The following is a 22,492-nucleotide window of genomic DNA, read 5'->3' as shown; positions in this document are numbered from 1 at the left end:
GACGTTCAGGCCTGCCCCTCGCGGAGGAAAGCCGCCAGCGCCTCCGCCCACGGCCGCAGCGGCGCCCGGCCCTCCACCCGCCAGAGATGGTTATCCAGGACCGAGTAGGCCGGCCGGGGGGCCGGCCGGCCCAACTCCGCCGTGGCGACGGGGCGGACCTTCACGCGGTCGAGGCCGGCCAGGGTCAGGATCGTCCGGGCGAACTCATGCCAGGTGCACGCGCCCTGGTTCGTCAGGTGGTACGTGCCGTAGGCCGGCGAGGTCACCAGGTCCGCCAGGGCCTGGGCCAGGTCCCGGGTGTACGTGGGCGAGCCCACCTGGTCGTCGACGACGGCCAGCGGATCCGGCGCCTCTCCCGCCCCTGCGGCCTCCAGCCGCTCCCGGGCGAGGCGGAGGATCGTCCGGACGAAGTTCGGCCCCCCGGCGCCGTAGAGCCACTGCGTGCGGACGATCCAGTGCTTCGGGCACAGGCCCCGCACGAGTTCCTCCCCCGCGCGCTTGGAAGCCCCGTACACGCCCAGGGGGGCGGGCGGGTCGAACTCCCGGTACGGCGCGCCCTTCCGGCCGTCGAAGACGTAGTCCGTGCTGATGTGCAGGAGCGCCGCGCCCGCCTCGTGGCAGGCGACCGCCAGGTTGCGCGGGCCGAGCGCGTTCACCCGGAAAGCGGCGTCGGGGTGCGACTCGGCGTCGTCGACCCGGGTCCAGGCCGCGCAGTTCGCCACCACGTGCGGCCGCAGGGTCCGCACGGCCGCCCGCACGGCGCCGAGGTCGGTCACGTCGAGGTCCGCCCGGGCGAGGGGCACCACCTCGTGCCCCCGCTCCCGCAGCGCCCGCACCAGGTCCTGCCCGAGCATCCCGCCGGCGCCGGTCACAAGAATGCGCATGGTTCACCTGTGCATGTGGGAATGATGGGCCCTTCACGCCTTCGCCCCGGACGGGTGGGGATCCTTCCGGGCCGGCCGTGCGGCGCCGCTGGCTGCACCGGCACCGGGCCGGCCTCGGCGCCCGGCACGGCACCTGGCGTGGGGCCGCCCGCCTCGGTTCCGCTTGGCGGAACCGGCTGCCGCCATGCGGGACGCCGTGCAGGTTCTGCACCCCACGTGGGGGGCAGAAACTGCGGCTTGAGCCCCGCGAGACCGCTCCTGTACCACAAGACCCAGGGTCAAGGTGCACTTTCTGCACCGCTACCGCCTGCCACGGCCCCTCAAGAGGCAGAAACTGCACCCTGGGTACCGTGCAGGAACTGCACACTGTCCCGGACGACCGACTCCCGCCGCCACCCCGTCTGCAAGACAAGGGAACGAGATGCCGGGAGACCCCTGCCAGCGCCTCCCGGCGTTGCCTGCGTAACTTCCTGCCGGCGCGCATCACGGCCTCGGCGGCGGCTCGTACCGCAGGATCCGCAGGATCTCTTCGCGCAGCGCCTCCACGTACCGGTCCGGATGCCCCGGCACCCGGCGGGGATCCGCCACGGCCTGCCGCGGTTGAATCTGCACGCTCAGGTTGATCTCCAGGAAACCGATCCTCAGGATCATGGCCATTCCCTCCTGACCGCCGGCCGGCCGCCGGCCTCCCGGGCGATCCGGCCCGAGAAAACACTGGAGCCGTGGGCTTCCGCCCACGGCTCCAGCCGGATCCCGAAGTCCGACGGGGAACCGGGTCCCCCTCGTCGGAACTGGGGCGTCCCGCGGATGGTGGGCGAGACGAGGACGTCGAAGGTGGGACGGGGCTGGGGCTCGCCGCGCAGGGTGGTACGGCGCGCGCCAAGACGCCCGCCAAGAACGAGCGTGACCGCCGTCCCGGTCCCCGTGGTGAGGCCGGTGATCGCTTTCCGCTCGCCGATGATGCCGACCGCTTGCACCTCGCTCACCCTCCTTTCATCCGCGAATCCGCCGGATCTGCGCCCGCCGGCGGGTCCCCCGCGCCGCGGATCACGCTACCGTATTATGGCGGGCGGACCATGCCTTTGTCAAGCCAATACGTATCAATAGCATCTATTGATACGATCTATCAACTCATCGCATGCCCGGTACCAGTCCTATCGAGCACGGACCGCACAAAGTCCAAGATTTCGCGGGCCAGCAACACGGACTGCTCCGAAATAGAAGCGACTTCTCGGTCAGAGCCCTCTCACCTAGTCCGATATGAAACCAACGTCAGCGACCGATGGACCTTCATCGCAAGTTCATCTTAACCTTATGGTCACGCCGAGCGCCGCTATCTTCATCCTAGCATCCCCCGATAGGGACTCGGCGCAGACTGACAGAGACCAGACGGGCTCAGGTGCTAAGGTGACAAACTGTTGCAGCAAGCCTTGAAGGATTTGGGTCAAGCACTGGCGAATGTTAGTTTGCAAAATGATATGTGCGAGGGGGGTAAGCTGCATGTCTGAAGCGGCTGCAGCCACGGCACGTATCAACCTGCGTGATGGCACCTTCGAATTTCATGGGCCGACAGACTTCGTGGCTCAGCAGTTAGAGCGGTATCACGACTTGATTGAAATGGTACTTACGAAGAAGGGTACCTTTGATCGATTTAACGAAGTCCCCGCCGCGGAGGAATCTACAGTAGCTCCGACGGCCGCCACCCCCGCTAAGACGGAAACGGAGGAAGCCCTCGAACGGCATTTTGGGGTTTCCAGGGAGCAGCTAGAGCGTGTAGTGCATTTCGATTCCGATGGGGCAATTAAGATTCTGGCGGGGGTGAAGGGATCGAAAGCCGAACAGCAGCGCAAACTCTGTCTGCTCTATCTGTTGACCAAAGATTTCTTAACCTCTGATCAGCCGGCGAGCGCCGAAGAACTCCGTGAGCTATGCAAAGAGCACGCATGCTACGATCAGAATAACTTTGCTTCAAACTTAAAGGGAACTAAGTTTTTTGTCGTTACCGGGAAAGGAGCGTCCGCATCGTATAGGTTGACCGCACCTGGAAGGGAGGAAGCCCGCAGGGTACTCGCGGCCCTAGTCGGCGTGCCGTCGTGAGATCTCATATTGAGGCCCTGCTCAGCAGTAAGTATCCTCCGGATGTTGTCGCCGCCTTGATCGATAGTTATCTTCAGATGCAGACCAGCTATGCACAACGTCGTTGGAAGCCGAGTGAATTGGAAGCCGGTTTCTTCGTCGAGGCTGCTAGGCGAATCATTGAACTTGAGTTGTTCGGTGTTACACAACCAATCGGGAAGCCGCTGAATCAATTCAACGATGCTGAAATCAAACGCTATGAAAGCGCCACTAGCGGTGACGTATCCTTTCGCATTCACCTGCCCCGAGCACTATGGTCCGTGTATAACCTGCGGAACAAACGGGGTGTGGGGCATCTGTCGCCGGTTAACCCAAATTTCATGGATGCGACTTACATCCTAGGAAGCTGTAGCTGGGTACTTGCCGAGTTGATTCGCTTGAGCTCAGGATCATCACCGGCTCAATGCCAACAGCTGGTCGACTCGTTGGTGCAGCGACGCATTAGCTTAGTATATGAAGACGATACCGTCAAGCGGGTATTGGACCCGAGGATGCCTGCACGTCAACAGGTGCTGGTGCTCCTTTACACCCACGCTGAACCGGTCTCGGATGAAGTTTTGCGCATATGGGTAGAATACCAGCACAAAAGCAACTTCCGGACTAGAGTCTTAATCCCTCTCCACAAGGAGCGGCTCATCGAGTACAGGGATCACTTATGCCGCCTAACGGCAAGGGGTATTGCAGAGGCTGAACAACTGCTAACCAAAGTAACGAAAGCCACCCTGGCGAATGAATAGGAAAGGGATCTAGCGACTCACATAGTTGGCGGTTGCGGATAGATCCATAGGCGCTCGGCAAATGAGACCAGTTCGCCAACTGTTGTCAGTACCTAATTGATAGGATCTGCCGACCGAGCGCATTCATCGCCAACTATCGCCGCACGAATCTCCTTGCCGGGGCCCCCCGGCAGGCGCCGGGTCACCGGGCACGCCCGGCCCGGTCGGCCTCGCGAGGAGATCCCGCCCCCGGCGTCGAATCCCCCGGCCCCGGGAGGGGATCGCCGTGGAGTACGTGTCCCTGGGCCGCACCGGCCTGAAGGTGAGCCGGCTGTGCCTCGGCTGCATGAACTTCGGCGGGCGGACGAGCGAGGAGGAGTCCCTGCAGATCCTCCGCCAGGCCCTCGACGACGGCCTCATCTTCTGGGACACCGCCAACGTCTACAACAAGGGGCGCAGCGAGGAGATCGTCGGCAAGGCCCTGCGGCTCTACGGGGCCCGGAACCAGGTCATCCTGGCGACGAAGGTCACCAACAAGATGGGCGACGGCCCCAACGACCGGGGATCGAGCCGCCGCCACATCATGCAGCAGGTCGACGAGAGCCTGCGCCGCCTCGGCACCGACTGGATCGACCTGTACCAGCTGCACCGGCCCGACTTCAGCACGCCGCTGGAGGAGACGGTCGAGGCGCTGAACGACTGCGTCCGGGCGGGCAAGATCCGCTACTGGGGCACGAGCGTGTTCCCGGCGTGGCGGATGGCCGAGGCCTGGTGGCGGGCCGAGCTGCGTGGCTGGGCGAAGCCTGTCTGCGAGCAGGCGCCGTACAACATCCTGGACCGGCGGGTGGAGAACGAGCGCCTGCCGTTCCTGCAGGAGTACGGCTGGGGGCTCATCCCGTGGTCGCCGCTCGCCGGGGGCATCCTGACGGGCAAGTACCCGGTGGACGCCCTGGAGAGCCCGCCGCCAGGCACCCGCCTGGCCGAGATGGCCCTCCTCCGCGAGCGGGCGACCCGGCGCGGGTTCGAGGTCGCCCGGGAGGTGGCGGCCCTGGCGGAGGCAGTCGGCACGAATCCCATCCGCTTCGCCATCGCCTGGCTGCTGCACCGCCCCGGGGTGACGGCGCCGATCATCGGCCCGGCCAGCCTGGAGCAGTACCGCGAGTATGTCGCCGCCCTCGACGTCCGCATCCCCGACGACGCCATGCGGCGGGTCGACGAGCTCGTCCCGCCCGGCTCGGCCGTCGCCGACTTCCACAACAACTCGGGCTGGTACGTGGGGGCGCTGCTGTAGGCGGCAGGCGCTGCCATCACCGGCCCGACGAGGAGGTCTTCACCCCCATGCGCGCCGTGGTGCTCGATCAGTACGGCGGCCCCGAGGTCCTCCGCATCCGGGAGATCCCCGATCCCCAGCCGGGTGCGGGCGAGGTCCGCGTCCGGGTGGCCGCCACCGCCGTCAACCGCGCCGACGTCCTCCAGCGCCAGGGCCGCTACCCGCCCCCCGAACCCCGCCCCGAGCACGAGGTCCCCGGGCTCGAGTTCGCGGGCACCGTGGACGCCGTGGGGCCCGGCGTCACCGCCTGGCGGCCGGGCGACCGGGTCATGGGCCTCCTGGCAGGCGGCGGCTACGCCGAGCAGGTCGTCACCCACGAGCGGATGCTCCTGCGCGTCCCGGACCGCCTGTCCTTCGAGGAAGCCGCCGCGATCCCCGAGGTGTTCTTCACCGCCTACGACGCCCTCACCGACAAGGCCGGCCTGCGCATGGGCGACGTGGTCCTGGTCCACGCCGGCGGGAGCGGCGTGGGCACCGCCGCCATCCAGCTCGCCCGGGCGATGGGCGCGACCGTCCTCGTCACCGCCGGCAGCGACGAGAAGGCCCGGCGGGCCGTCGAGCTCGGCGCCCACCGGGCGATCAACTACAAGACCGAGGCGTTCGACGAGGTCGTGCTCCGGGAGACCGGCGGGCGCGGCGCCGACGTCATCCTTGACTTCGTCGGCGCCTCGTACCTCGAGCGCAACCTGAAGGCCGCCGCCGTGGAGGGGCGGATCGTCTTCATCGGGACGATGGGCGGCGCCCGGGGCGAGTTCGACATCGGCCTGGCGATGCGCAAGCGGCTCCGCCTCGCCGGGACGACCCTCCGCGCCCGGCCGGTCGAGCAGAAGATGGTCCTGACCCAGCGCTTCGCCCGCCAGGTGCTGCCCCTCTTCGAGTCGGGCCAGGTCCGGCCGGTCGTCGACCGGGTCTTCCCGCTGGACGAGGTCGCCGCCGCCCACCGGTACATGGAGGAGAACCGGAACTTCGGGAAGATCGTGCTGCGGGTGGGGACCTGACCCCGCGGTTCGAGGACTGGGCCTGGTCGATCCAGGTGACGCTGGAGCGCGCCTACTGGTCCGCATGGGGCGAGGGGTATCCTCTGTCCCCCCTCTACCCTGGACGGCCGGGTTCCAGGCCCTGATCAGGATGGTGCCGGTCGGTGCCGAGTCTGGTCGCGGTTGACCGGCCCCGGATGGCGACTCACCACGTTTTCCGTTCACTTCAGGTTCTCCCAACCGGCGCGCTCCTCGTGCACGTAGTCTACGGCATCGACTCCCTTCCAGACATGCTTGTGGAGCCCTTGCAGAGCCTGGGTATAGCTCCGCGGCCGCCGGCGCAGCCGGATCTCTCCCGTCTCCATCACTTCCGCGAGCAGTTGGTCACCGGGAGAAATGTGAAGCGCCTCCCGTAGTTCCTTGGGGATGACGATCTGATACTTGCTGCTGACCGTCACAACAGACCGCATTCCACATATCCCCTGTCGATGGTCGTCCGCTTTCAGGGTATGGATCGACCACCCTGGCGTCAAGCAGCTTCCCCTCGTCCAGCCGCGGTAGACCTCTGTCTCATGCCCAGGCCGGTGGAACGCCGTGCACAGGCACCTGCTGCCGGTCAACGTCTCGAATCTCTACCCCTCCGACAGAACAGGAAACCCCGTGAACCAGGCAGGGATACCGGCGGTGAGCACGGCCACCAGCAGGGTTTCCGCCAGTTGTTGCCGCGTCGCACCCAGCCGGAGCGCCGTACGGGCGTGTAGTTCGAAGCCCTGCGGATACCGTTCCGCCGCGTTGACCCCAGCCAGGGCGAGTTCCTTCACCCACCGTGGCAACACGCCGTCGCGGAGGATGGCTGCCCGGAGGATGGCGTACGCCCGCGCAGCCTTGGGACTGGCCGCATGCAGGGCCGCGGCCCACGCCGGAACGTCTCCGAGATCGCTCTTGAAGTAGGCAAGGGCATCCGAGAGCGCCGGCGCAACTTCGTCGGCAGTGGAACTCCCACGTGGAGACGATGCTCCCGCCAACTGCAGGGCAAGGTCCACCGCCTTCATCCCGGTAAACCACGCCGGAATGCCTCGCGACAGGATGCAGGGCAGAAGGATCTCCACGACCTCCGCCGCCGTGGCCCCGGCCTGGATCGCGCCCCGGGTGTGCATGAGCATGCTCGGCTCGTACCGCCGGGCGGCGTTGATGGCGACGAGGATCAGCTCCTTGTACCGCCGGGGGAGAGCGCCATCAGGCAGAGCAGCCGCCCTCAGGTCGTAGTACCCGACCAGCGCCTTTGGCGAGGCGGATGCCAGGGCGACAACCCAGTCAGGAACCTCCCCGTAGATCGACGCGAAGACCTGGAGCACCTCATGCACCCGGCCGCCGCTCCCGGTATCCTCCTGCGGCCGCGGCGAATCCACGCCGGCGGCGCTCCCGTCCGGCCCTGCGGCTCCGTTGAACCCCGGAAGTCGCTTGTCGGCCCCCACCTCACACGCACCTCCCTGACCGGGCCGGGGACACTTCGCCCGGTCGACCTGGGGGTCAGTCGATCAGACGGCCTCCCTCGACGAACAGGACATGCCCGGTGACGTAGTCCGACGCCGGCGACGACAGGTAGACCACGGCCCCGACGAGATCCTCCGGCGTGCCCAGCCGGCCCATGGGGATCTTCGACAGGATCTCCGCCCGGCGCTGCGGATCCGCGAGGTAGGTTCGGGTCTGGTCCGTCTCGAGGTATCCCGGACCGATCGCATTCACGTTGATCCGGTACGGGGCCCACTCGTTGGCCAGCACCCGCGTGAGTTGCGCGATCCCGCCCTTGCTTGCGGCGTACGCGGCCAACCGGGGGTGCCCCCGGACGGCTGACACGGACGCGGTGTTGACGATCTTTCCCCCCGTGCCCTGGTGGATCATCTGGCGGCCCACGGCCTGGGCCACGAGGAAGATCCCCTTCAGGTTCACGTCGAGCACCGTGTCCCAGTCGGACTCCGTGATCTCCACCGCCGGCTTGCGAATGTTCAACCCGGCGTGGTTGATCAGGATGTCGACCCGCCCGAAGGTCCGCACGACCTGGTCGACCATCGCCTGTACCTGGTCGGGCTTGGTCACGTCGACGCCCACCGTGAGGAACCGGCGCCCGTACCCCTCGACGGCGCCGCGCAGATCCGCCGCAGCCTGGGGCCGCAGGTCTGCAACCGCCACATCGCAGCCGAATTCGGCCAGGGCGACCGTGAGTACACGCCCGATCGTCCCTGCCCCCCCGGTGACGATCGCCACCTTGCCGGTCAGATCGAACAGGTCCCGAAACGCCATGGCGTCACCGCCCCCCGGCGGCGCTTCCGGAAGCGTCAGAGACGCCGGTCAGAGACGTCCAGGGCTCCCCCACGAGCGCGACCGCCCGGACGGGGGAGGCGGTGGCGCCCTCGAGCCGGAGGGGCAGGCCGATGAAGAAGAAACGAGGGGGCAGCTTGTCCAGGTTGCACAGGTTCTCGTAAACGGGCATGCCAGCCGGAAGGAGCTTCATGTGCACGGGCCGCGCCATGTCCCGGCCGGTGTCGACGTTCCCGAGGTCGAGCCCCACCGCCCGCACCTTCCGGGCCAGGAGCCAGTCGGCCGCGTCCGCGGCCAGCGCGGCGGCTTCCAGGAAGCCGGGGTCACCCCACTGGCCGGGCCAGCACCGGATGAGGACGATGTCCCCCTCTCCCACGCGGACCCCGGCGGCCCGCTCGGCTTGCTCCAGCATGGCGCCGGTGACCGGTTGACTCGCCGGCTTCGAGGAGACGTCCAACAACACCCCTGGCCCCATGTGTCGTCCCAGGGGTTGGTCCGTGATCGACGCGCCGCCGGGCACGAAGTGCACCGGGGCGTCGACGTGGGTGCCGCCGTGGTCGGAGATCGAGATCATCTTGGAGGAGAAGCCCTGGCAGGGCGGCGTGTAGCGCGGCGCCGTCTCCTCGAACGTGTTGTGCGGGGCGATCCGGATGGGTGGATGCGAGGGGTACGACTGCAGTCCGTCTCGGATCAGAAGGCTCAGGTCGATGATCTGCATCCGTTCAGACCTCCTCGGGTACGGGCGCCAGGAGGACCTTGCCCGCTTGGGCGGAGTGGGCGAGCTCGAAGGCGCTGGCGGCCTCGGATAGGGGCAGGACGTGGGTCACGAGCCGCCCGAGGGGCGCACGGCCGGACGCCACCATGGCAGCCGCGCGCTGCAGCGATCTGGGAGTGATGCCGTAGCTACCGCGGAGGACGATCTCCCCCCGGACGATCTGGTTGAGCGGCAACTCGGCGGGCCGGCCGCTGATCCCGACGAGCACCAGCTCCCCACCTCGCCGCAGCGACCGGATGGCCGGACCCACGGCAGCCGGGTTCCCGGTGGCATCGAACACCGCGTCCAGTCCGGCGCCCCCGGTCAGAGCCGCTACGTACTGCGCCAGATCCACCTCATCGACGAACGCTGTGTGGGTCGCCCCCAGATCGCGGCCGCGGGCCAGGCGCGCGGCATCGGACGACAGCCCCGCCAGGATCAGGAGCTCCAGGCCCATGCCGGCCAACGCCAGGACCACGCCCAGTCCGATGGGGCCGGGACCCAGCACGGCCACGCGGTCCCCCGGCCGGACGCTGCACAGTTCCACCGCATGCACGGCGACGGCGAAGGCCTCGAGCGGAGCGGCCTCCCGGAAGCCCAGGCCCTCCGGGAGCGGTACTGCCGACGTAGCTGGAACGGTAACCAGCTCCGCAAAGCCTCCGGGACGTCGGAAACCGATCTGGAGCGAGCGGGCCGGCACCTTCTCCATGGCCGACCCACCTCCGTCGCAAAGCTGGGGACTCCCGGAGAGGCACGCCGAGCACCGGCCGCAGGGGACGTAGGGGTTCACCACGATGCGCTCGCCCACCCGCTCCCGGGGGACCCCGGCGCCGGTGGCGACGATCACCCCCGTCACTTCATGCCCCGGGATCAACGGGTATTGAACCCATTCGTACCCGGAGTGCCCCGCCCACATGTGCAGGTCGCTGCCACAGATCGCCGCGGCCCGCACGCGGACCAGGACCTCACCGGGGCCCGGCTCCGGATCGGGTACCTCCTCCACTCCGATGCCTGGACCGGGACCGCGCTTGACAACCGCCAGCATGGCTCCATCCACCTCCGGAGCGGCTTGGGGCTCGGCACGTGCCTGAGACGCCTGCCGCCGCGCCGCCTCAGAACAGGTCCCAGAGGGCGTTGCCCGAGAGGTCCTCAGGCCGGGCCTCCGCGACGATGCGCCCGGTCTTCATCACCAGCACCCGCTTCGCCACGGAAAGGGCAGCGGGCACGTTCTGCTCGACCAGCAGAACGGCAGTCCCCAGCCGGCGGTTGATCTCGAGGATGCTCTTGAGGACCTGCTCGACCATGACAGGAGAGAGACCCACGGAGGGCTCGTCCAGCATGAGGACCCGGGGGCCTTGCATGAGGGCGATGGCAAGGGCAACCATCTGCTGCTGGCCGCCGGACATGGTGCCAACCCGCTGCCTCAGGCGCTCGCCCAGGATGGGGAACGTCTCCAGTACCTGCCGCAGCCTCTCCGGGCGCTCACCGCGCGGCACGGTGTAGGCGGCCAGGTCGAGGTTCTCCTGAACGGTCAGCCGGGGGAACACCCCACGGCCCTGCGGGGTCATGGACAGGCCGGCCCGGACACGGTCAGCAGGCGGGAGCCGGTGTACCGGCCGCCCGTCCAGCCGGACCACGCCATCCGTGGGCGGCACGAGCCCGAAGATGGCGCGCAAGGTGGTCGACTTCCCGGCCCCGTTGTGGCCCAAGAGCGCAACGATCTCTCCGGGCGCCAGGTGCAGGTGGATCCCGTGGAGGACCTCCTTGTTGCCGTATGCGGCCCGGAGGCCGTCCACCTCCAGCACCGCCCTGCTCATGCCGTCACCCCGCCCCCGAAGTAGATGGCCGTGAGCTCTGCGTTGGACATGACGTCGGCCGGCTTGCCCTGGGCCAGCACGGTTCCCTGGTGAAGGAAGACGATCTCGTCCGCCAGTTCCTTGACCAGGTCCATGTTGTGCTCGATCAGGAGTACCGTCTTGCCGCGCTCGACCAGCCGCCGCACAACGGGCAGCACCGTGCGAAGCGAGTCCGGGTCCAGCCCGGAAGCCGGTTCATCGAGAAGGAGCAAGCGAGCCTCCGTCATGAGGATCCGGGCAATCGACAGGAGCTTCTGCTCGGCGTACGACAGGTTGTCGGCCAGTTCCCCTGCCCTGTCCGCCAGGCCCACGAAGTCCAGATGCTCGAGGGCCCGTTCCCGCACCTCTGCCTCGGCCCGGGACGTCATGCGGGGCCGCAGAAAGAGCGACCACATGTCCTCGCCAGGCTGGCGCTGAGCGGTCAGCATCACGTTCTCAAGGACGGTCATCTGGAGGTGCAGGCGCAGGTTCTGAAAGGTGCGCGCAACGCCCATGCGCAGGAGTCGCTGCGGCGAGAGGCCCGTGACGTCCCGGCCCTCGTAACGAATGCGGCCGGTGGTGGGCCGGAGGAACCCCGTGATGAGGTTGAACACGGTGGTCTTGCCGGCGCCGTTCGGGCCGATCAGCGATGTCACCGTGCCTTGCCGGACCCCGAAGGTGCAGTCGCTGACTGCCACCAGACCGCCGAAGTGCATGCTGACGTGGTCCACTTCCAGCAGCATGTTCACACCTCCACTTCGGGGGTGCCGGCGACCTGAGGCGTGGGCTTCCGCAAGGTCCGGGAGGGGCTCCGCCCCAACAGGCCCTGTGGCCGGAGAAACATGAAAGCGACAAGCAGCACACCATACAGCAACTGCCGCAACGGGCCGACCACGGAAAGCGGGACCGGCAGGACCTTGATGGCCTCCGGGAGCGCGGTGAGAGTCAGGGCGCCCAGGATGGATCCCCATACGCTGCCCGTGCCGCCCACGATCACCAGGGTGGCGATGAACACCGACTCGTCCGCGGTGAAACTGGACGGGTTGACGAACGTCACGTAGTGGGCGTAGAGGCTGCCGGCCATACCGGCCAGAGCAGCGGACACCATCGCGACCTTCACCTTCGCGCCTACGACGTCCTTGCCGAGGGCCATCACCGCGACCTCGTCCTCGCTAACCGCCCGCAGAACCCGACCGAAGGGGGAGTGTGCCACCCTCCACACGACGCCGAGGGCCAGCAAGACACACGCGGCCGTCAAGACGAGGTACGGAACCGGACCGGCGACACGGAAACCGAAGATCTCCGGCCGGGGGATGCCCGGAAGCCCCGCCGGACCCTGCGTGATCTCCGTCAGGTTCACGAAGGCCGCATACGCGATGACCTGCAGGGCGTAGGATGCCACGACGTAGTAGTCACCGGCGATTCGTAGCGCGGGCCCGGCCACAAGGCTGCCGGCGATGCCGGTCACGAGCACGGCCCCCAACACGGCGAGAAGCCACGGTAGGTGGAGCTCTTTCACGGTCAGCGCGCTGACGTACGCGCCGATGCCAAAGAGCGCGGCGTGCGAAAGGGAGAAGACACCGACGTATCCGATCAGGAGGTTCAGCGAAAGGGAGAGGATGCTGTAGATCCCGGCCATGATCAGGAAATTCAGCACGTACGACAGGGCAGGCGACCTCCTCCGAGTGACGACCGCCTCACAGCTTGGCGGATGTCACCTTGTCGCCGAAAAAGCCGGTGGGCCGCACCACGATGAAGACCATGAACACCGTGAACACGAGTGCTGCCGACCATTCGGCAGACACAACAGAAACCGAGAGACTCTCCGCCAGCGCCACGGAAAACCCGGCCAGCAGCGCTCCGGGGAGGCTCCCCAGACCGCCCATGATCATGATGACAGCAGAGAGGAGCACCAGGAGGCTGCCCCGGAACGGCGTGATGCCGGCGTCAGCGGCGATCAGGAGGGCCGCAGGGGCGGCGATTGCCGACCCCATGACGTAGGCCAGGCGGTACGCCTTGCGGACATCGACTCCGACGATCTGCGCCATCTCCGGCGAGTCGGCCACCCCGCGTAGCGCCTTGCCCGCCGAGGTCCACCGCAGAATGGCCTCTGCGGCGCCAAAAACCGCGAGCCCGACCGCGACGGTGACAACCTGGAGCGGCGTGACCGACACGCTCCCCAGGGACCATGGTACCTTCAGGTCGGTCTCCACCACGAGGGGGTCCTGGCCGAAGAGGAGAGCGCACAGGTTATCTAGCGTATAGAGGAGTCCCAGGGAAGCGATGAACACCACGAGCGGCGTGGCGCCCCGGCGCACGAGCGGGCGGTACACCCCCTCGTACACGGCTAGCCCACCGAGGCCCGCGGCCATCACCGCAACCACCAGGGCAGGTACCAAACCAAGAGCCAGGCGCTCTGCAACGATGTAACCCACGTACCCGGCCACCGTGAAGATGCCACCATGGGCTACATGGAACTGTCGGGTGGTGCCATAGATGAGCGTGAAGCCCATGGCGAGCATGCTGTAGATACCGCCCAGGGCAAGGCCAGTCCAGAGGAGCTGAAGGGTCAGGTCCACATTTCCTACCCCCGATGGGCGTCACGCAGCTGGGATGGCCCCGGGCGACGGGGCGCACCCGGCGTACCCGCCGCCCAGGACCCCGGGCACTGCTACTGACCCGCCTTGAGGATCTTCACATCCTCACCCTTCCCGTTCTTGAGCACACGGATGGCCACGTCCTTCGTGCTGGTGCCGTCGTCGGCAAAGGTCACCGGGCCAGCGCCGCCGGGGAAGGTACGGATCTCCTTGATGGCCTTGTAGATGCTCTCGCCGTTGAGCGGCAACTTGTGGTCCACCACCCACTCCAGGGCCTTGGCGAAGATCATGACGCCGTCATAGAACGTGAGGGAGTAGAGAGCCGGGTCCTCGCCATACTTGGCCTTGTACGCCTCAGCAAACCCCGCCTCCGGGGTGAAGTGCAGGGCCGTGAACAGGAGCCCCTCTGCCTCCGGCAGCTTGAACACGTCGGGGATCACGGACCAGGACGTGTTGGCGTAGACCCCAGGGACCCCGACCTCCCGCGCCTGCTTGATGATGACGGCCGTGTCCCGCCCGTACGTGGCGATGAACATGACGTCCGCGTTCTTGGACTTGATCTTCGCCAGCTGCGGCCGGAAATCGCTGCCGCCGAGCTCGCTGGCCTCCTCGGCAACGATCGTGCCGCCGGCCTGGGTGAACGCTTCCTTGAACGCCTTGAGGCTCGAGCGGCCCCCGTCGTCGTTGGCAAAGATGATCGCCGCCGTCTTGACGCCGCGCTCCTTGACCAGGTACTGGGCCAGCGACCGGGCCTCGAAGCCCACCAGCGGGATGTCGTTGAACAAGTACTTCGCCGCGCCGGCGAGGTTATCGCTCTGGCCACCACCGTTCATCACGACAACCTTCTTTTCGTCGGCGAGGGGCGCGACCGCCAGCGTGACGCTGGAGTAGCTGGACAGAACGTACGGCACCTTGTGCACGTCGACGAGCCGGTTGAAGCCCGTGATCGCCACCTGCGGCTTGGCCTGGTGGTCCTCGTACTCGATCTTGATCTTGATCCCCTTCACGCCGCCTTTGGCGTTGAGCTGCTCCACGGCCAGGTTGGCGCCGTTCGAGTCGAGCACACCGTACGAGGCCCCCGTGCCCGTGAGCGGAACCAGGGCCCCGATGGTCACCTCGGACGGGTACGTCACCTCGGCGGAGGCGGAACCCCCTCCGGCCGGCGCTTTCTGACCGGACCCCGCCGTCCCGGCGCCCCCACCACCGCCGCAGCCGGCAGCCAGCAGCGCGACCGAGAGCGCGGCGGCCAGCAGGACCCGGCGAGAAGAACGGCCACCCCAAAACCCACGCCCCTTGCTCAGACCATGCATCGTGCTATGCCCCTCCCTGATTGGACTGCGATGATCCTGCGGTGAATCCAGGAATCAGCCCGCTGCCTCGACGACGGTGGCGATGCCCTGGCCCCCGGCGATGCACAGCGTGGCCAGGCCGTAACGCCCGCCGGTCTGGCGCAGGGCGTGAACGAGCGTAACCAGGATGCGGGCCCCCGAATTCCCGATCGGGTGGCCCAGGGCGATCGCCCCGCCGCGCACGTTGAGCCGGGCAGGGTCGACCGGGAGTTCGCGCAGGACGGCCAGCGTCTGGGCGGCAAAGGCCTCGTTGATCTCGACCAGGTCCATCTGGTCGAGCCGCAGCCCCGTCCGCTCGAGTACCTTCCGGGTGGCCGGGACCGGGCCCAGGCCCATCACCTCGGGCGACACCCCCGCCACGGCCTGTCCGCGGATGTAGGCGAGCGGCCGCAGCCCCAGTTCCCTCGCCCGCTGGGCGGACATCACGACCATCGCGCTGGCGCCGTCGTTCCGCCCCGACGCGTTGCCGGCGGTGACCGTGCCGTCGGGCTTGAACGCCGGCTTGAGGCGGGCGAGGGCATCCAGGCTCGTCTGCCGGGGATGCTCGTCGGTGTCCACCAGGACGGTCTCGCCCTTGCCGGCGGTCACCGGAACCGGGACGATCTCGTCCTTGAAGGCCCCGGCGGCGATGGCCGCCAGCGCCTTCTCATGGCTGGCCAGCGCGAAGCGGTCCTGCTCCTCCCGGGAGATGCCGTACCGCTCGGCGAGGATCTCTGCCGTCATCCCCATGGTCAGCCGGCCGTACGTCTCCTGGGGCTGCGACCCGGGCTGGCTCTCCGTGTTGGGGTCCGCCAGCACCGCGTTGCCCGAGCCAAGGCCGAAGCGCGCCCCGCGCAGGTAGAAGGGGGCAGTGCTCATGCTCTCGACCCCGCCCGCGACGGCAACGTCGATGAGCCCGCAGGCGATGGCCTGCGCGGCGTTGTGGACCGCCTGCATGCCGGAGCCGCACTGCCGGTTCACGGTGTAGGCCGGCACTTCAACCGGCAGGCCCGCCTTCAGCGCCGCCACCCGGGCCAGGTTGGCCGCATCCTGGGTCTGCTTGGCCTGGCCCATGATCACCTCCTCGACCATCTCCCCCGGCACGCCGGCCCGCTCCAGGGCGGCAGTGATGACGCGGGCGGCCAGCACCTCCGGAGGCACGTCCTTGAACACGCCTCCGAGCCGCCCCACGGCGGTGCGGACAGCCGAGACGATCACCACCTCACGCAACGCCGGGCACCTCCTGCCAGGGTTGGATCTCCTGGGCAACGCGAAACCGGGCGGCCGTGCGGGCCCGCACGTCGTCGACCGTGACGCCCGGAGCGACCTCGGTGAGCACCAGGCCCTCCCGGTTGACCCAGCGGAAAACCGCGAGGTCGGTGACCACCACGTCCACGGGGCGCACGGAGGTGATGGGATAGGTGCACTCGGGGACCAGCTTGGGCTCCCCTCCGGGCCCGGTGTGGGTCATGGTCACGATGACCCGCCGCGCGCCGGTCAACAGATCCATCGCCCCGCCCACGCCAAGCACCGACCGGCCCGGAACGGCCCAGTTCGCGACGCGCCCCCGCTCGTCCACCTGCAGCGCGCCCAGGATGGCCACGTCGATGTGGCCGCCGCGGATCATGGCGAACGAGTCCGCGCTGTGGAAGTAGGAGGCGCCCGGCAACTCCGTCACGGGCTGCTTGCCGGCGTTGATGAGGTAGGGATCCTCCGAGCCCGGCGCCGGCGACGGGCCCACCCCCAGCATCCCGTTCTCCGTGTGGAGGAAGACGGTCAGGCCGGGGGGCAGGCAGTCGGCCACGAGGGTCGGGATTCCGACCCCCAGGTTCACCACGTCCCCGGGGCGCAGTTCCAGAGCGGCCCGCCGGGCGATGCGCCAGCGCACGTCCTCAGACACCCCGTGGCACCCCCTCGAGCTTGTGAGTGGCGATCACGAGGACGTCGACGTAGAGGTGCGGGGTGACGATCCGCTCGGGGTCCAGCTGACCCGCCGGCACGACCTCGTCGACCTCCGCGATGACGTGGCGGGCCGCCGTGGCCATGATCGGGTTGAAGTTCCGGGCCGTCTTGTAGTACACGAGGTTGCCGTACTCGTCGGCCACGTGCGCCCGGATGAGGGCCACGTCCGCCGTGAGGGCCGGCTGGAACACGTACTCCCGGTCGCCGATCCGCCGGGTCTCCCGACCCCTCGCCAGCTCCGTACCCGCCCCGGTGGGGGTGTAGAACCCGGCGATACCTGCGCCGCCAGCCCGGATGGCCTCGGCCAGCGTCCCCTGGGGCAGCAGCTCGACCTCCAGCTCGCCCCGGCCGGCCGCCTCGGCCACCTCCGGGTTGCTGGTGAAGAACGAGCCGATCGCCCGGCGGATGCGCCGCTGGCGCAGCAGCACACCCAGGCCCCGCCCGGGCTCCCCCACGTTGTTGCTGATGACCGTCAGGTCCTTCGCCGTTGAGGCAGCCAGTGCGTCGATGAGGGTCAGGGGAGCCCCGACCAACCCGAAGCCCCCGACCATGACCGTGTCCCCGTCACGGACGGCGGACACGGCCTCCGCGGCCGTCCGCAGCTTCGACGAGTGCACCAATCCCGACCACAACCCTCCGCGACCGGGCTCGATCGATAACAAAAACCTAGCACCCAGGGGTCCCCCACCGCCGCGGCCGAGCGCCTGTCGAGGCAGGGAACACACCAGGGGCTAGGTCTCGCCTGCTTCCCCGGAGGGAGGTGATCCCCCCGGCACAGGTGAACCACCCGTTGCCCCGGTGGCGGACCCCCCGCCGCCACCCGGCGGCCGGAGGGCTCCGCCCCGTCTTGGCTGTCGTTTGTTACATGCACATTACGACGGGAAGAACGTGGATTCCTCCCTTCGCGCACAGGTCACTCGAAGAAGATCGATTCGTTACCCTGAGACGATCGCTCACCTGCGGGACTTGACGTGCTCCTGATACCGCTGCGCGGCCGCCCGCAGCGCGACCACGACCGCCTCCCGTGAAGGGGCCAGGTACCGTTCGTTCAGCACGGCGACGATCTCGTCGACCTCATCCAGGAGGGAGTACCCCACGATGAGACGGCGCACGAAGTCCCGAGCCAGCTGCGTCACGAAGGTGAACTCGACGTCCACCACGCGGTGCGTCGCCGTCTCGACCTCCAGCACGATCCCCGCGTACTTGTACTGTTCGTACATCGACGTGCCCTGCGGGGCCTTCGCGTACCCGGTGACCAGGACGGTCTTGCCCGATGGGCCCACCACACCGGCCTCCTCCCCGTACGTGCACGACCCCCCGCCCGGTTCCAGCGTACCCGCGGCCCCTGCGAGACGCAAGATTCCCGGTTGGACGCGTACCGGCCCCGCGGCACCCGGGTTCTGGACGACCCGCCTACCCCCCGTCCGTCGATCGGCGGAGGGTCGCCGGGGAGGGGCGGCGCAGCCGGCCCAGCGCCCAGAGAACGACGAACCCGGTCTCCAGGGCAAGCGTCGCGACCAGGACGGCCCGGCTGAGGCGCTCCCCGGGCTCGTCCGGCAGCATCCACACCGTGAGAAGTACCGACGCGGCGGCCGCCAGGGCCAGAACCGGCCGGTCCCGCCGCGTCCGCGTCAGCTCTCCCACACCTGCGGCGACCATGTGGTAGAAGAGCGCCACCACCACGAGCGCGGTGAGACTGTAGGTAAGCCGCGCCAGGTAGTCGACCTTCTCCACCGGGAAGTTGGGCAGGCGGATGATCGATAGCACGTAGGGAAAGGGGTTGTTCAGTTCACGTGCCCCTTCCGGACCGAAGATGGCGACCGGGAACGCCACCATGGGGAACACGAGGAGCCACCCCAGCCAGAACCCCTTCGTGTAGAGCTCCAGCGCCCGGTGCGGTTCTTCCAGGAGCGCCACCACCCAGGCCAGCATGAGGGGAAGCCGGAAGGTGCCGAGCGCCGCCAGGAACGCCCGGCTCCCGACGGCCACGTCCTCAAACCGAACGGGGAGGAGCAGCCGCCACTCGCTGCGCTGCCACAGGAACGGCACCTGCAGCATCGTCACCGCCCCGACGATCCCGAGCAGGAGCGGCTGCAGCCGGGCCAGCCGCACCGGGCCCCACCACACGAGGGCGAGGGCGCCAACGGCCGAGATGATGACAACGACCCACGGCGGCGTTTGCTGGTAGAACACGCCGAACAGCGCCTGCACCGCCACGCGCAGGTCCACGGGCGCGTTCACCAACGCCGTGAGCACGATGGCGCCGCCGAGGGCTTTCCCGAGCCAGGGCCCGACCAGCACGCCGGCGTAGCGGAACACGCTGACGGGGGCGAAGCGCCGGCTGAGGCCGGCCACCACCAGCCCCGCCAGCCAGGCGGTCACGCCGGCCAGCACGGCGACCATCCAGGCCGCGCGTCCTCCCGCCTCGACGGCCAGCCCGGGCAGGAGGAAGATCGAACCTCAGAGCGTTCCCAGCGCCACCAGGGCCACGAACTCCCCGGAGGCGATCCGAGCCCGGCTCCCCGGGCCCATCCCGGCGCTTGCCAGCGCGGCCACCCCCTCTCACTCCCGGTGACCCGAGCTGGTGATCGAGATGTCGACCCGCGCCTCGACTTCCGCCTGCCGGTAGGCGGCCTGCCAGGACGCCTTGTCCCGCACGAACGGGGAGTCGGGCCACCGTACCCGGAAGTCTTCCCCGAACCCGATCGGATCGCTGCCGATCTCTTGCAGCCGGTGGAGCAGGCTCTCCAGGCGCGCCTCGGACTCGCGCGCCAGGGCCTGCTCGACCCGCGCCTGCCCTTGAGCGTCCCGAAGAAGTCCCGGCGGCGCCTCATCGAGGTCGCCGTGGAAGGACGCGTTCAGGCGCAATACCGGTCGCCCGTCCCGAAGGTCGGCCGAGTACCGGATGCGGCCGGTGACCACCCGCAGGACGGTGCGGCCGCCGGGCTGCCCATCCTGTGCCGGCACGTCGGCACTCACCGAACCGACCACCCGGCGCGCCCGGATCACCCCGAGGGTCGCCGCATCGTGCCCGTCCAGCCACCCGACCATGCGGGGGCCCGAGAAGAGGGCGACCCCGGCGAAGTCGATCTGCCCCTCGCGGGAGACCAGGCCCGGGGCGTACGGGTCCTGGAACGGCGACGGAAGGAGGCGGTTGAACAGCATCCAGACGGGTACCGGGATGACCCCGGGGTGCCGCGTGAACGAGCCCGTGAAGGCCCGGGCGGTGAAGAGCGCCGGCAGGTTGAGGGCCGGGCTGCGCGCCCGGGTCACCTCGGCGGCCGGGCCCCGGCTGACGGCCACGGACGCCACCACGGGCACGCGCAGCGACCGGCTCAGGAAGAGGAGCCGGTCGAGCCCCTCCCGCGCGGCCGCCTCGCCGATGACCACCGTGTCCATGTGACTCGTGTCCAGTTCCCGGTGCAGGCGGCTGCGGAGGTCGTCCAGCGCTTCCCGGAGCGAGTTTCCCCTGCCGGACACGAGCTCGATGGCCGCGGGCGTGCCCTCGGCGCCGCCTCCCCGGTCCTGTCCGCCCGGTACGGCGATCTGCGCCGTGAGTTGCCACTGTCCCTCCTGGCGGTCGATTGCCATGAGCAGGGCGAAGGCCCGCTGGTCGAGCGTCCGCAGGTCCCAGCACCCGGCGCTCGACACGGCGAGCGCGCCGGCCAGGGCCACGCGGCGCAGGCACCCCTGTAGGCGGCAGTTCACGGCGAACCACGCCCCTTCGGACCGAGACGGCCGGGTGGCGCGGAGGTCGGCGTCAGGCCTTGTTGCTGCGCAACGCTGCGGGGCGCGCGGTCCGGGTCGGTCGGGCGGAACACCGATCCCCGCCACCGGAGCCGCCCCCAGTGCATCCGGTGCAGCGTGTCACGGGCGGCGTCCCGCGGGAGGTGCGGGCTGATCGGAGCCAGGTACGGCGCGCCGAAGGAGTCGATGCTGTTGAGGTAGGCCAGGAGGCAAAGCGAGGCGATGAACAGCCCGTGCAGGCCGAACAGCGCCGCCGCCCCGATGTTGAGCCACTTCACCAGACGCCACGACAGCCCCATCTCGGCGTTCGGGAACGTGAACGAACCGATGGCCGAGGACGCCACCACGATGACCACCACGCTGGAGATGAGCCGGGCCTGCACGGCCGCCTGGCCGATGATCAGGCCGCCCACGATCGTCGCCGCCGAACCCACCTTTTCGGGCAGGCGGATGAGCGATTCATGGATCATCTCCATGGTGAACTCCAGGAAGATCACCTCGACCACCGGCGTCAAGGGGATCCCCGTGCGGTCCGCCTGCATGAACAGCGTGAGTTCGGTGCGCACCAAGTCGGGGTTGTACTGCGCCACCGCCACGTACAGCGCTGGCAGGTACGTCACCACCGCCCAGCCGAGGAGACGGACGATGCGGACGAACGCCGTCAGCGCGGGGAGCGTGTAGTAGTCGTCCGGCGCCTGAAACGAATCCAGCAAGATGACCGGGACCAGGAGGGCGAAGGGCGACACGTCCACCAGCACCGCGACCCGACCCTCGAAGAGGGCGGCCGCCGTTCGGTCCGGGCGTTCCGTCTTCTCCACACGTGGGAAGGGGGATCTGCCCTCGTGCCCCAGCATCTCCGCCAGCTGGTGCGCGTCGAGGATCCCGTCGAAGTCGATGGTCTCCAGCCGGTGCCGCACCTCCCGGACGAGCTCCGGCCGGGCCACGTCCCCGAGGTACAGCAGCGCCACGCGGGTGCGGCTGCGCCTGCCCACGCGCAAGATCCGGACTCGGAGGGACCGGTCCCGGATCCGCCGGCGGACGAGGGCGACGTTGTTCACGAGACTCTCGACGAATGCGTCGCGGGGGCCCCGCAGGCTCGCCTCCACGCCCGGCGGCTCGACCGGACGATCCGGGCCGCCGGCGGCCTGCAGCGCCGCCCCGGTGCGGCTGCCGCCGACCAGGAGCACCGCCTCGCCGTCCAGGAGCGCACCGGCCAGCCGGCCCGGGTCGGCGCTGGCCTGGATGCGGGAGACGGACGTGCACTGGCGGGCGATCGCCTCGGCCGCGGTCACGGCTCCGGCGGCCGCGCCCGCCGGACCCTCGCTCTGGCCCGCCAGCCCGCCGAGGAGCGGGCCCAGGATGTCCCGGTTGAGGACCTGCGGGTCGGCAAGCCCCTCGATGTACAGGAGCGCCGCCTCCGGCCCGCGCCCCCGCCCCAAGACGAGGCGCCGGTCCTGGAGGTCGTCGGCGGGGATGAGGTGCTTGAGGGCCTGGACGTCGCGATCGAGGTCTCCGGTCAGCGCGACCCGGTCGCGCAACGGCCCACCCCCTTCTCCGATCCGCCTGCCGGGCCTAGTATGGCCCGATGCAGGGCACGATGAGCCGGGGTGCCTCCGAATGGCACCCCGGCGATCGCACCCGGACCGGGGTGGCATCCTGGCCCCGTCACGGGGGTCGCGCCCGTTACGCTGTTCGAACTCACTCCAGCTCGACCAGGATGTCCCCCTCGTCGACGAAGTCACCCTCCCGGACCTTCACGTGGCGGACCACTCCGCCCGACGCGGCCGGTACGGGAACCTCCATCTTCATGGATTCGAGGATTATGACGTCCTGTCCGGCGGCGACCGTATCGCCTGGCTTGACCAGGACGGTGCGAACAACACCGGCCATGTTGGCGACCACCATGG

Annotated in this window: 25 protein-coding genes; 4 read left to right on the top strand and 21 right to left on the bottom strand. The window is 68.9% G+C overall.

Going from position 1 to position 22,492, the window contains the following annotated elements:
- Positions 1 to 5: 5 nt before the first annotated feature.
- From rfbD to caldi_RS04615, 3 genes are all read right to left on the bottom strand, one after another.
- The gene (rfbD, locus tag caldi_RS04625) at positions 6 to 884 is read right to left on the bottom strand and encodes a dTDP-4-dehydrorhamnose reductase (protein ID WP_264843935.1); all 879 of its coding nucleotides are present in this window, start codon (positions 882 to 884) and stop codon (positions 6 to 8) included.
- 483 nt (positions 885 to 1,367) lie between these two features.
- Complete coding sequence (locus caldi_RS04620; protein ID WP_264843934.1) at positions 1,368 to 1,535, bottom strand: hypothetical protein; 168 nt, start codon at positions 1,533 to 1,535, stop codon at positions 1,368 to 1,370.
- Complete coding sequence (locus tag caldi_RS04615) at positions 1,532 to 1,870, bottom strand: hypothetical protein (RefSeq protein WP_264843933.1); 339 nt, start codon at positions 1,868 to 1,870, stop codon at positions 1,532 to 1,534. The genes caldi_RS04620 and caldi_RS04615 overlap by 4 nt, the downstream gene beginning before the upstream one ends.
- Before the next feature lie 514 nt (positions 1,871 to 2,384).
- Between caldi_RS04615 and caldi_RS04610 the strand changes: the two genes are divergently transcribed.
- From caldi_RS04610 to caldi_RS04595, 4 genes are all read left to right on the top strand, one after another.
- Positions 2,385 to 2,981 carry a hypothetical protein gene (locus caldi_RS04610; RefSeq protein ID WP_264843932.1) on the top strand — a complete coding sequence of 199 codons (597 nt, stop codon included), beginning with the start codon at positions 2,385 to 2,387 and terminating at the stop codon, positions 2,979 to 2,981.
- Positions 2,982 to 3,037: 56 nt separating this feature from the next.
- Positions 3,038 to 3,757 (top strand): hypothetical protein, encoded by a 720-nt coding sequence (locus caldi_RS04605; protein ID WP_264843931.1) that lies wholly within the window; start codon positions 3,038 to 3,040, stop codon positions 3,755 to 3,757.
- Between the two features lie 265 nt (positions 3,758 to 4,022).
- A complete protein-coding gene (locus caldi_RS04600; protein WP_264843930.1) occupies positions 4,023 to 5,027 on the top strand; it encodes an aldo/keto reductase in 1,005 nt (334 codons plus the stop codon).
- 47 nt (positions 5,028 to 5,074) lie between these two features.
- Positions 5,075 to 6,064: an NAD(P)H-quinone oxidoreductase gene (locus caldi_RS04595; RefSeq protein ID WP_264843929.1), complete on the top strand. Its 990-nt coding sequence runs from the start codon at positions 5,075 to 5,077 to the stop codon at positions 6,062 to 6,064.
- Positions 6,065 to 6,264: 200 nt separating this feature from the next.
- Here caldi_RS04595 and caldi_RS04590 read toward each other — a convergent pair whose 3' ends face one another.
- The 18 genes from caldi_RS04590 to caldi_RS04505 form a co-directional block, all read right to left on the bottom strand.
- Positions 6,265 to 6,513: an AbrB/MazE/SpoVT family DNA-binding domain-containing protein gene (locus caldi_RS04590; protein ID WP_264843928.1), complete on the bottom strand. Its 249-nt coding sequence runs from the start codon at positions 6,511 to 6,513 to the stop codon at positions 6,265 to 6,267.
- Positions 6,514 to 6,675: 162 nt separating this feature from the next.
- Positions 6,676 to 7,518, bottom strand: coding sequence for a carboxymuconolactone decarboxylase family protein (locus tag caldi_RS04585; RefSeq protein WP_264843927.1), 843 nt, complete (start codon positions 7,516 to 7,518; stop codon positions 6,676 to 6,678).
- Positions 7,519 to 7,573: 55 nt separating this feature from the next.
- Complete coding sequence (locus tag caldi_RS04580) at positions 7,574 to 8,344, bottom strand: SDR family NAD(P)-dependent oxidoreductase (RefSeq protein ID WP_264843926.1); 771 nt, start codon at positions 8,342 to 8,344, stop codon at positions 7,574 to 7,576.
- A gap of 4 nt (positions 8,345 to 8,348) precedes the next feature.
- Positions 8,349 to 9,080, bottom strand: coding sequence for a cyclase family protein (locus caldi_RS04575; RefSeq protein WP_264843925.1), 732 nt, complete (start codon positions 9,078 to 9,080; stop codon positions 8,349 to 8,351).
- A gap of 4 nt (positions 9,081 to 9,084) precedes the next feature.
- The gene (locus tag caldi_RS04570; RefSeq protein ID WP_264843924.1) at positions 9,085 to 10,161 is read right to left on the bottom strand and encodes a zinc-dependent alcohol dehydrogenase; all 1,077 of its coding nucleotides are present in this window, start codon (positions 10,159 to 10,161) and stop codon (positions 9,085 to 9,087) included.
- A 67-nt stretch (positions 10,162 to 10,228) separates the two neighbouring features.
- On the bottom strand, positions 10,229 to 10,933 hold the full coding sequence (locus tag caldi_RS04565; RefSeq protein WP_264843923.1) for an ABC transporter ATP-binding protein: 705 nt from the start codon (positions 10,931 to 10,933) through the stop codon (positions 10,229 to 10,231).
- Positions 10,930 to 11,694: an ABC transporter ATP-binding protein gene (locus tag caldi_RS04560; protein ID WP_264843922.1), complete on the bottom strand. Its 765-nt coding sequence runs from the start codon at positions 11,692 to 11,694 to the stop codon at positions 10,930 to 10,932. Before caldi_RS04560 ends, caldi_RS04565 begins: the two co-directional genes overlap by 4 nt.
- A gap of 2 nt (positions 11,695 to 11,696) precedes the next feature.
- Positions 11,697 to 12,608: a branched-chain amino acid ABC transporter permease gene (locus caldi_RS04555; RefSeq protein ID WP_264843921.1), complete on the bottom strand. Its 912-nt coding sequence runs from the start codon at positions 12,606 to 12,608 to the stop codon at positions 11,697 to 11,699.
- A 40-nt stretch (positions 12,609 to 12,648) separates the two neighbouring features.
- Complete coding sequence (locus caldi_RS04550) at positions 12,649 to 13,530, bottom strand: branched-chain amino acid ABC transporter permease (RefSeq protein ID WP_264843920.1); 882 nt, start codon at positions 13,528 to 13,530, stop codon at positions 12,649 to 12,651.
- Positions 13,531 to 13,622: 92 nt separating this feature from the next.
- Positions 13,623 to 14,858 carry an ABC transporter substrate-binding protein gene (locus tag caldi_RS04545; RefSeq protein ID WP_264843919.1) on the bottom strand — a complete coding sequence of 412 codons (1,236 nt, stop codon included), beginning with the start codon at positions 14,856 to 14,858 and terminating at the stop codon, positions 13,623 to 13,625.
- 54 nt (positions 14,859 to 14,912) lie between these two features.
- The gene (locus tag caldi_RS04540; RefSeq protein WP_319951822.1) at positions 14,913 to 16,097 is read right to left on the bottom strand and encodes a thiolase family protein; all 1,185 of its coding nucleotides are present in this window, start codon (positions 16,095 to 16,097) and stop codon (positions 14,913 to 14,915) included.
- A gap of 1 nt (position 16,098) precedes the next feature.
- A complete protein-coding gene (locus caldi_RS04535; protein WP_264843917.1) occupies positions 16,099 to 16,776 on the bottom strand; it encodes a 3-oxoacid CoA-transferase subunit B in 678 nt (225 codons plus the stop codon).
- Positions 16,769 to 17,455: a CoA transferase subunit A gene (locus tag caldi_RS04530; protein ID WP_264844731.1), complete on the bottom strand. Its 687-nt coding sequence runs from the start codon at positions 17,453 to 17,455 to the stop codon at positions 16,769 to 16,771. Before caldi_RS04530 ends, caldi_RS04535 begins: the two co-directional genes overlap by 8 nt.
- Before the next feature lie 336 nt (positions 17,456 to 17,791).
- Complete coding sequence (locus caldi_RS04525) at positions 17,792 to 18,121, bottom strand: DUF3870 domain-containing protein (RefSeq protein ID WP_264843916.1); 330 nt, start codon at positions 18,119 to 18,121, stop codon at positions 17,792 to 17,794.
- 130 nt (positions 18,122 to 18,251) lie between these two features.
- On the bottom strand, positions 18,252 to 19,283 hold the full coding sequence (locus caldi_RS04520; RefSeq protein ID WP_264844730.1) for a spore germination protein: 1,032 nt from the start codon (positions 19,281 to 19,283) through the stop codon (positions 18,252 to 18,254).
- A gap of 117 nt (positions 19,284 to 19,400) precedes the next feature.
- Complete coding sequence (locus caldi_RS04515; RefSeq protein ID WP_264843915.1) at positions 19,401 to 20,546, bottom strand: Ger(x)C family spore germination protein; 1,146 nt, start codon at positions 20,544 to 20,546, stop codon at positions 19,401 to 19,403.
- Positions 20,543 to 22,123: a spore germination protein gene (locus tag caldi_RS04510; protein WP_264843914.1), complete on the bottom strand. Its 1,581-nt coding sequence runs from the start codon at positions 22,121 to 22,123 to the stop codon at positions 20,543 to 20,545. The genes caldi_RS04515 and caldi_RS04510 overlap by 4 nt, the downstream gene beginning before the upstream one ends.
- 160 nt (positions 22,124 to 22,283) lie before the next feature.
- Positions 22,284 to 22,490 carry an acetyl-CoA carboxylase biotin carboxyl carrier protein subunit gene (locus caldi_RS04505; RefSeq protein ID WP_264843913.1) on the bottom strand — a complete coding sequence of 69 codons (207 nt, stop codon included), beginning with the start codon at positions 22,488 to 22,490 and terminating at the stop codon, positions 22,284 to 22,286.
- Positions 22,491 to 22,492 lie beyond the last annotated feature (2 nt).

The sequence above is a fragment of the Caldinitratiruptor microaerophilus genome (assembly GCF_025999835.1).
Taxonomy (GTDB): Bacteria; Bacillota; Sulfobacillia; order Symbiobacteriales; family ZC4RG38; genus Caldinitratiruptor; species Caldinitratiruptor microaerophilus.
The sequence above is the reverse complement of the archived record's forward strand: the minus strand, read 5'-3'. Positions and strand labels throughout refer to the sequence as shown.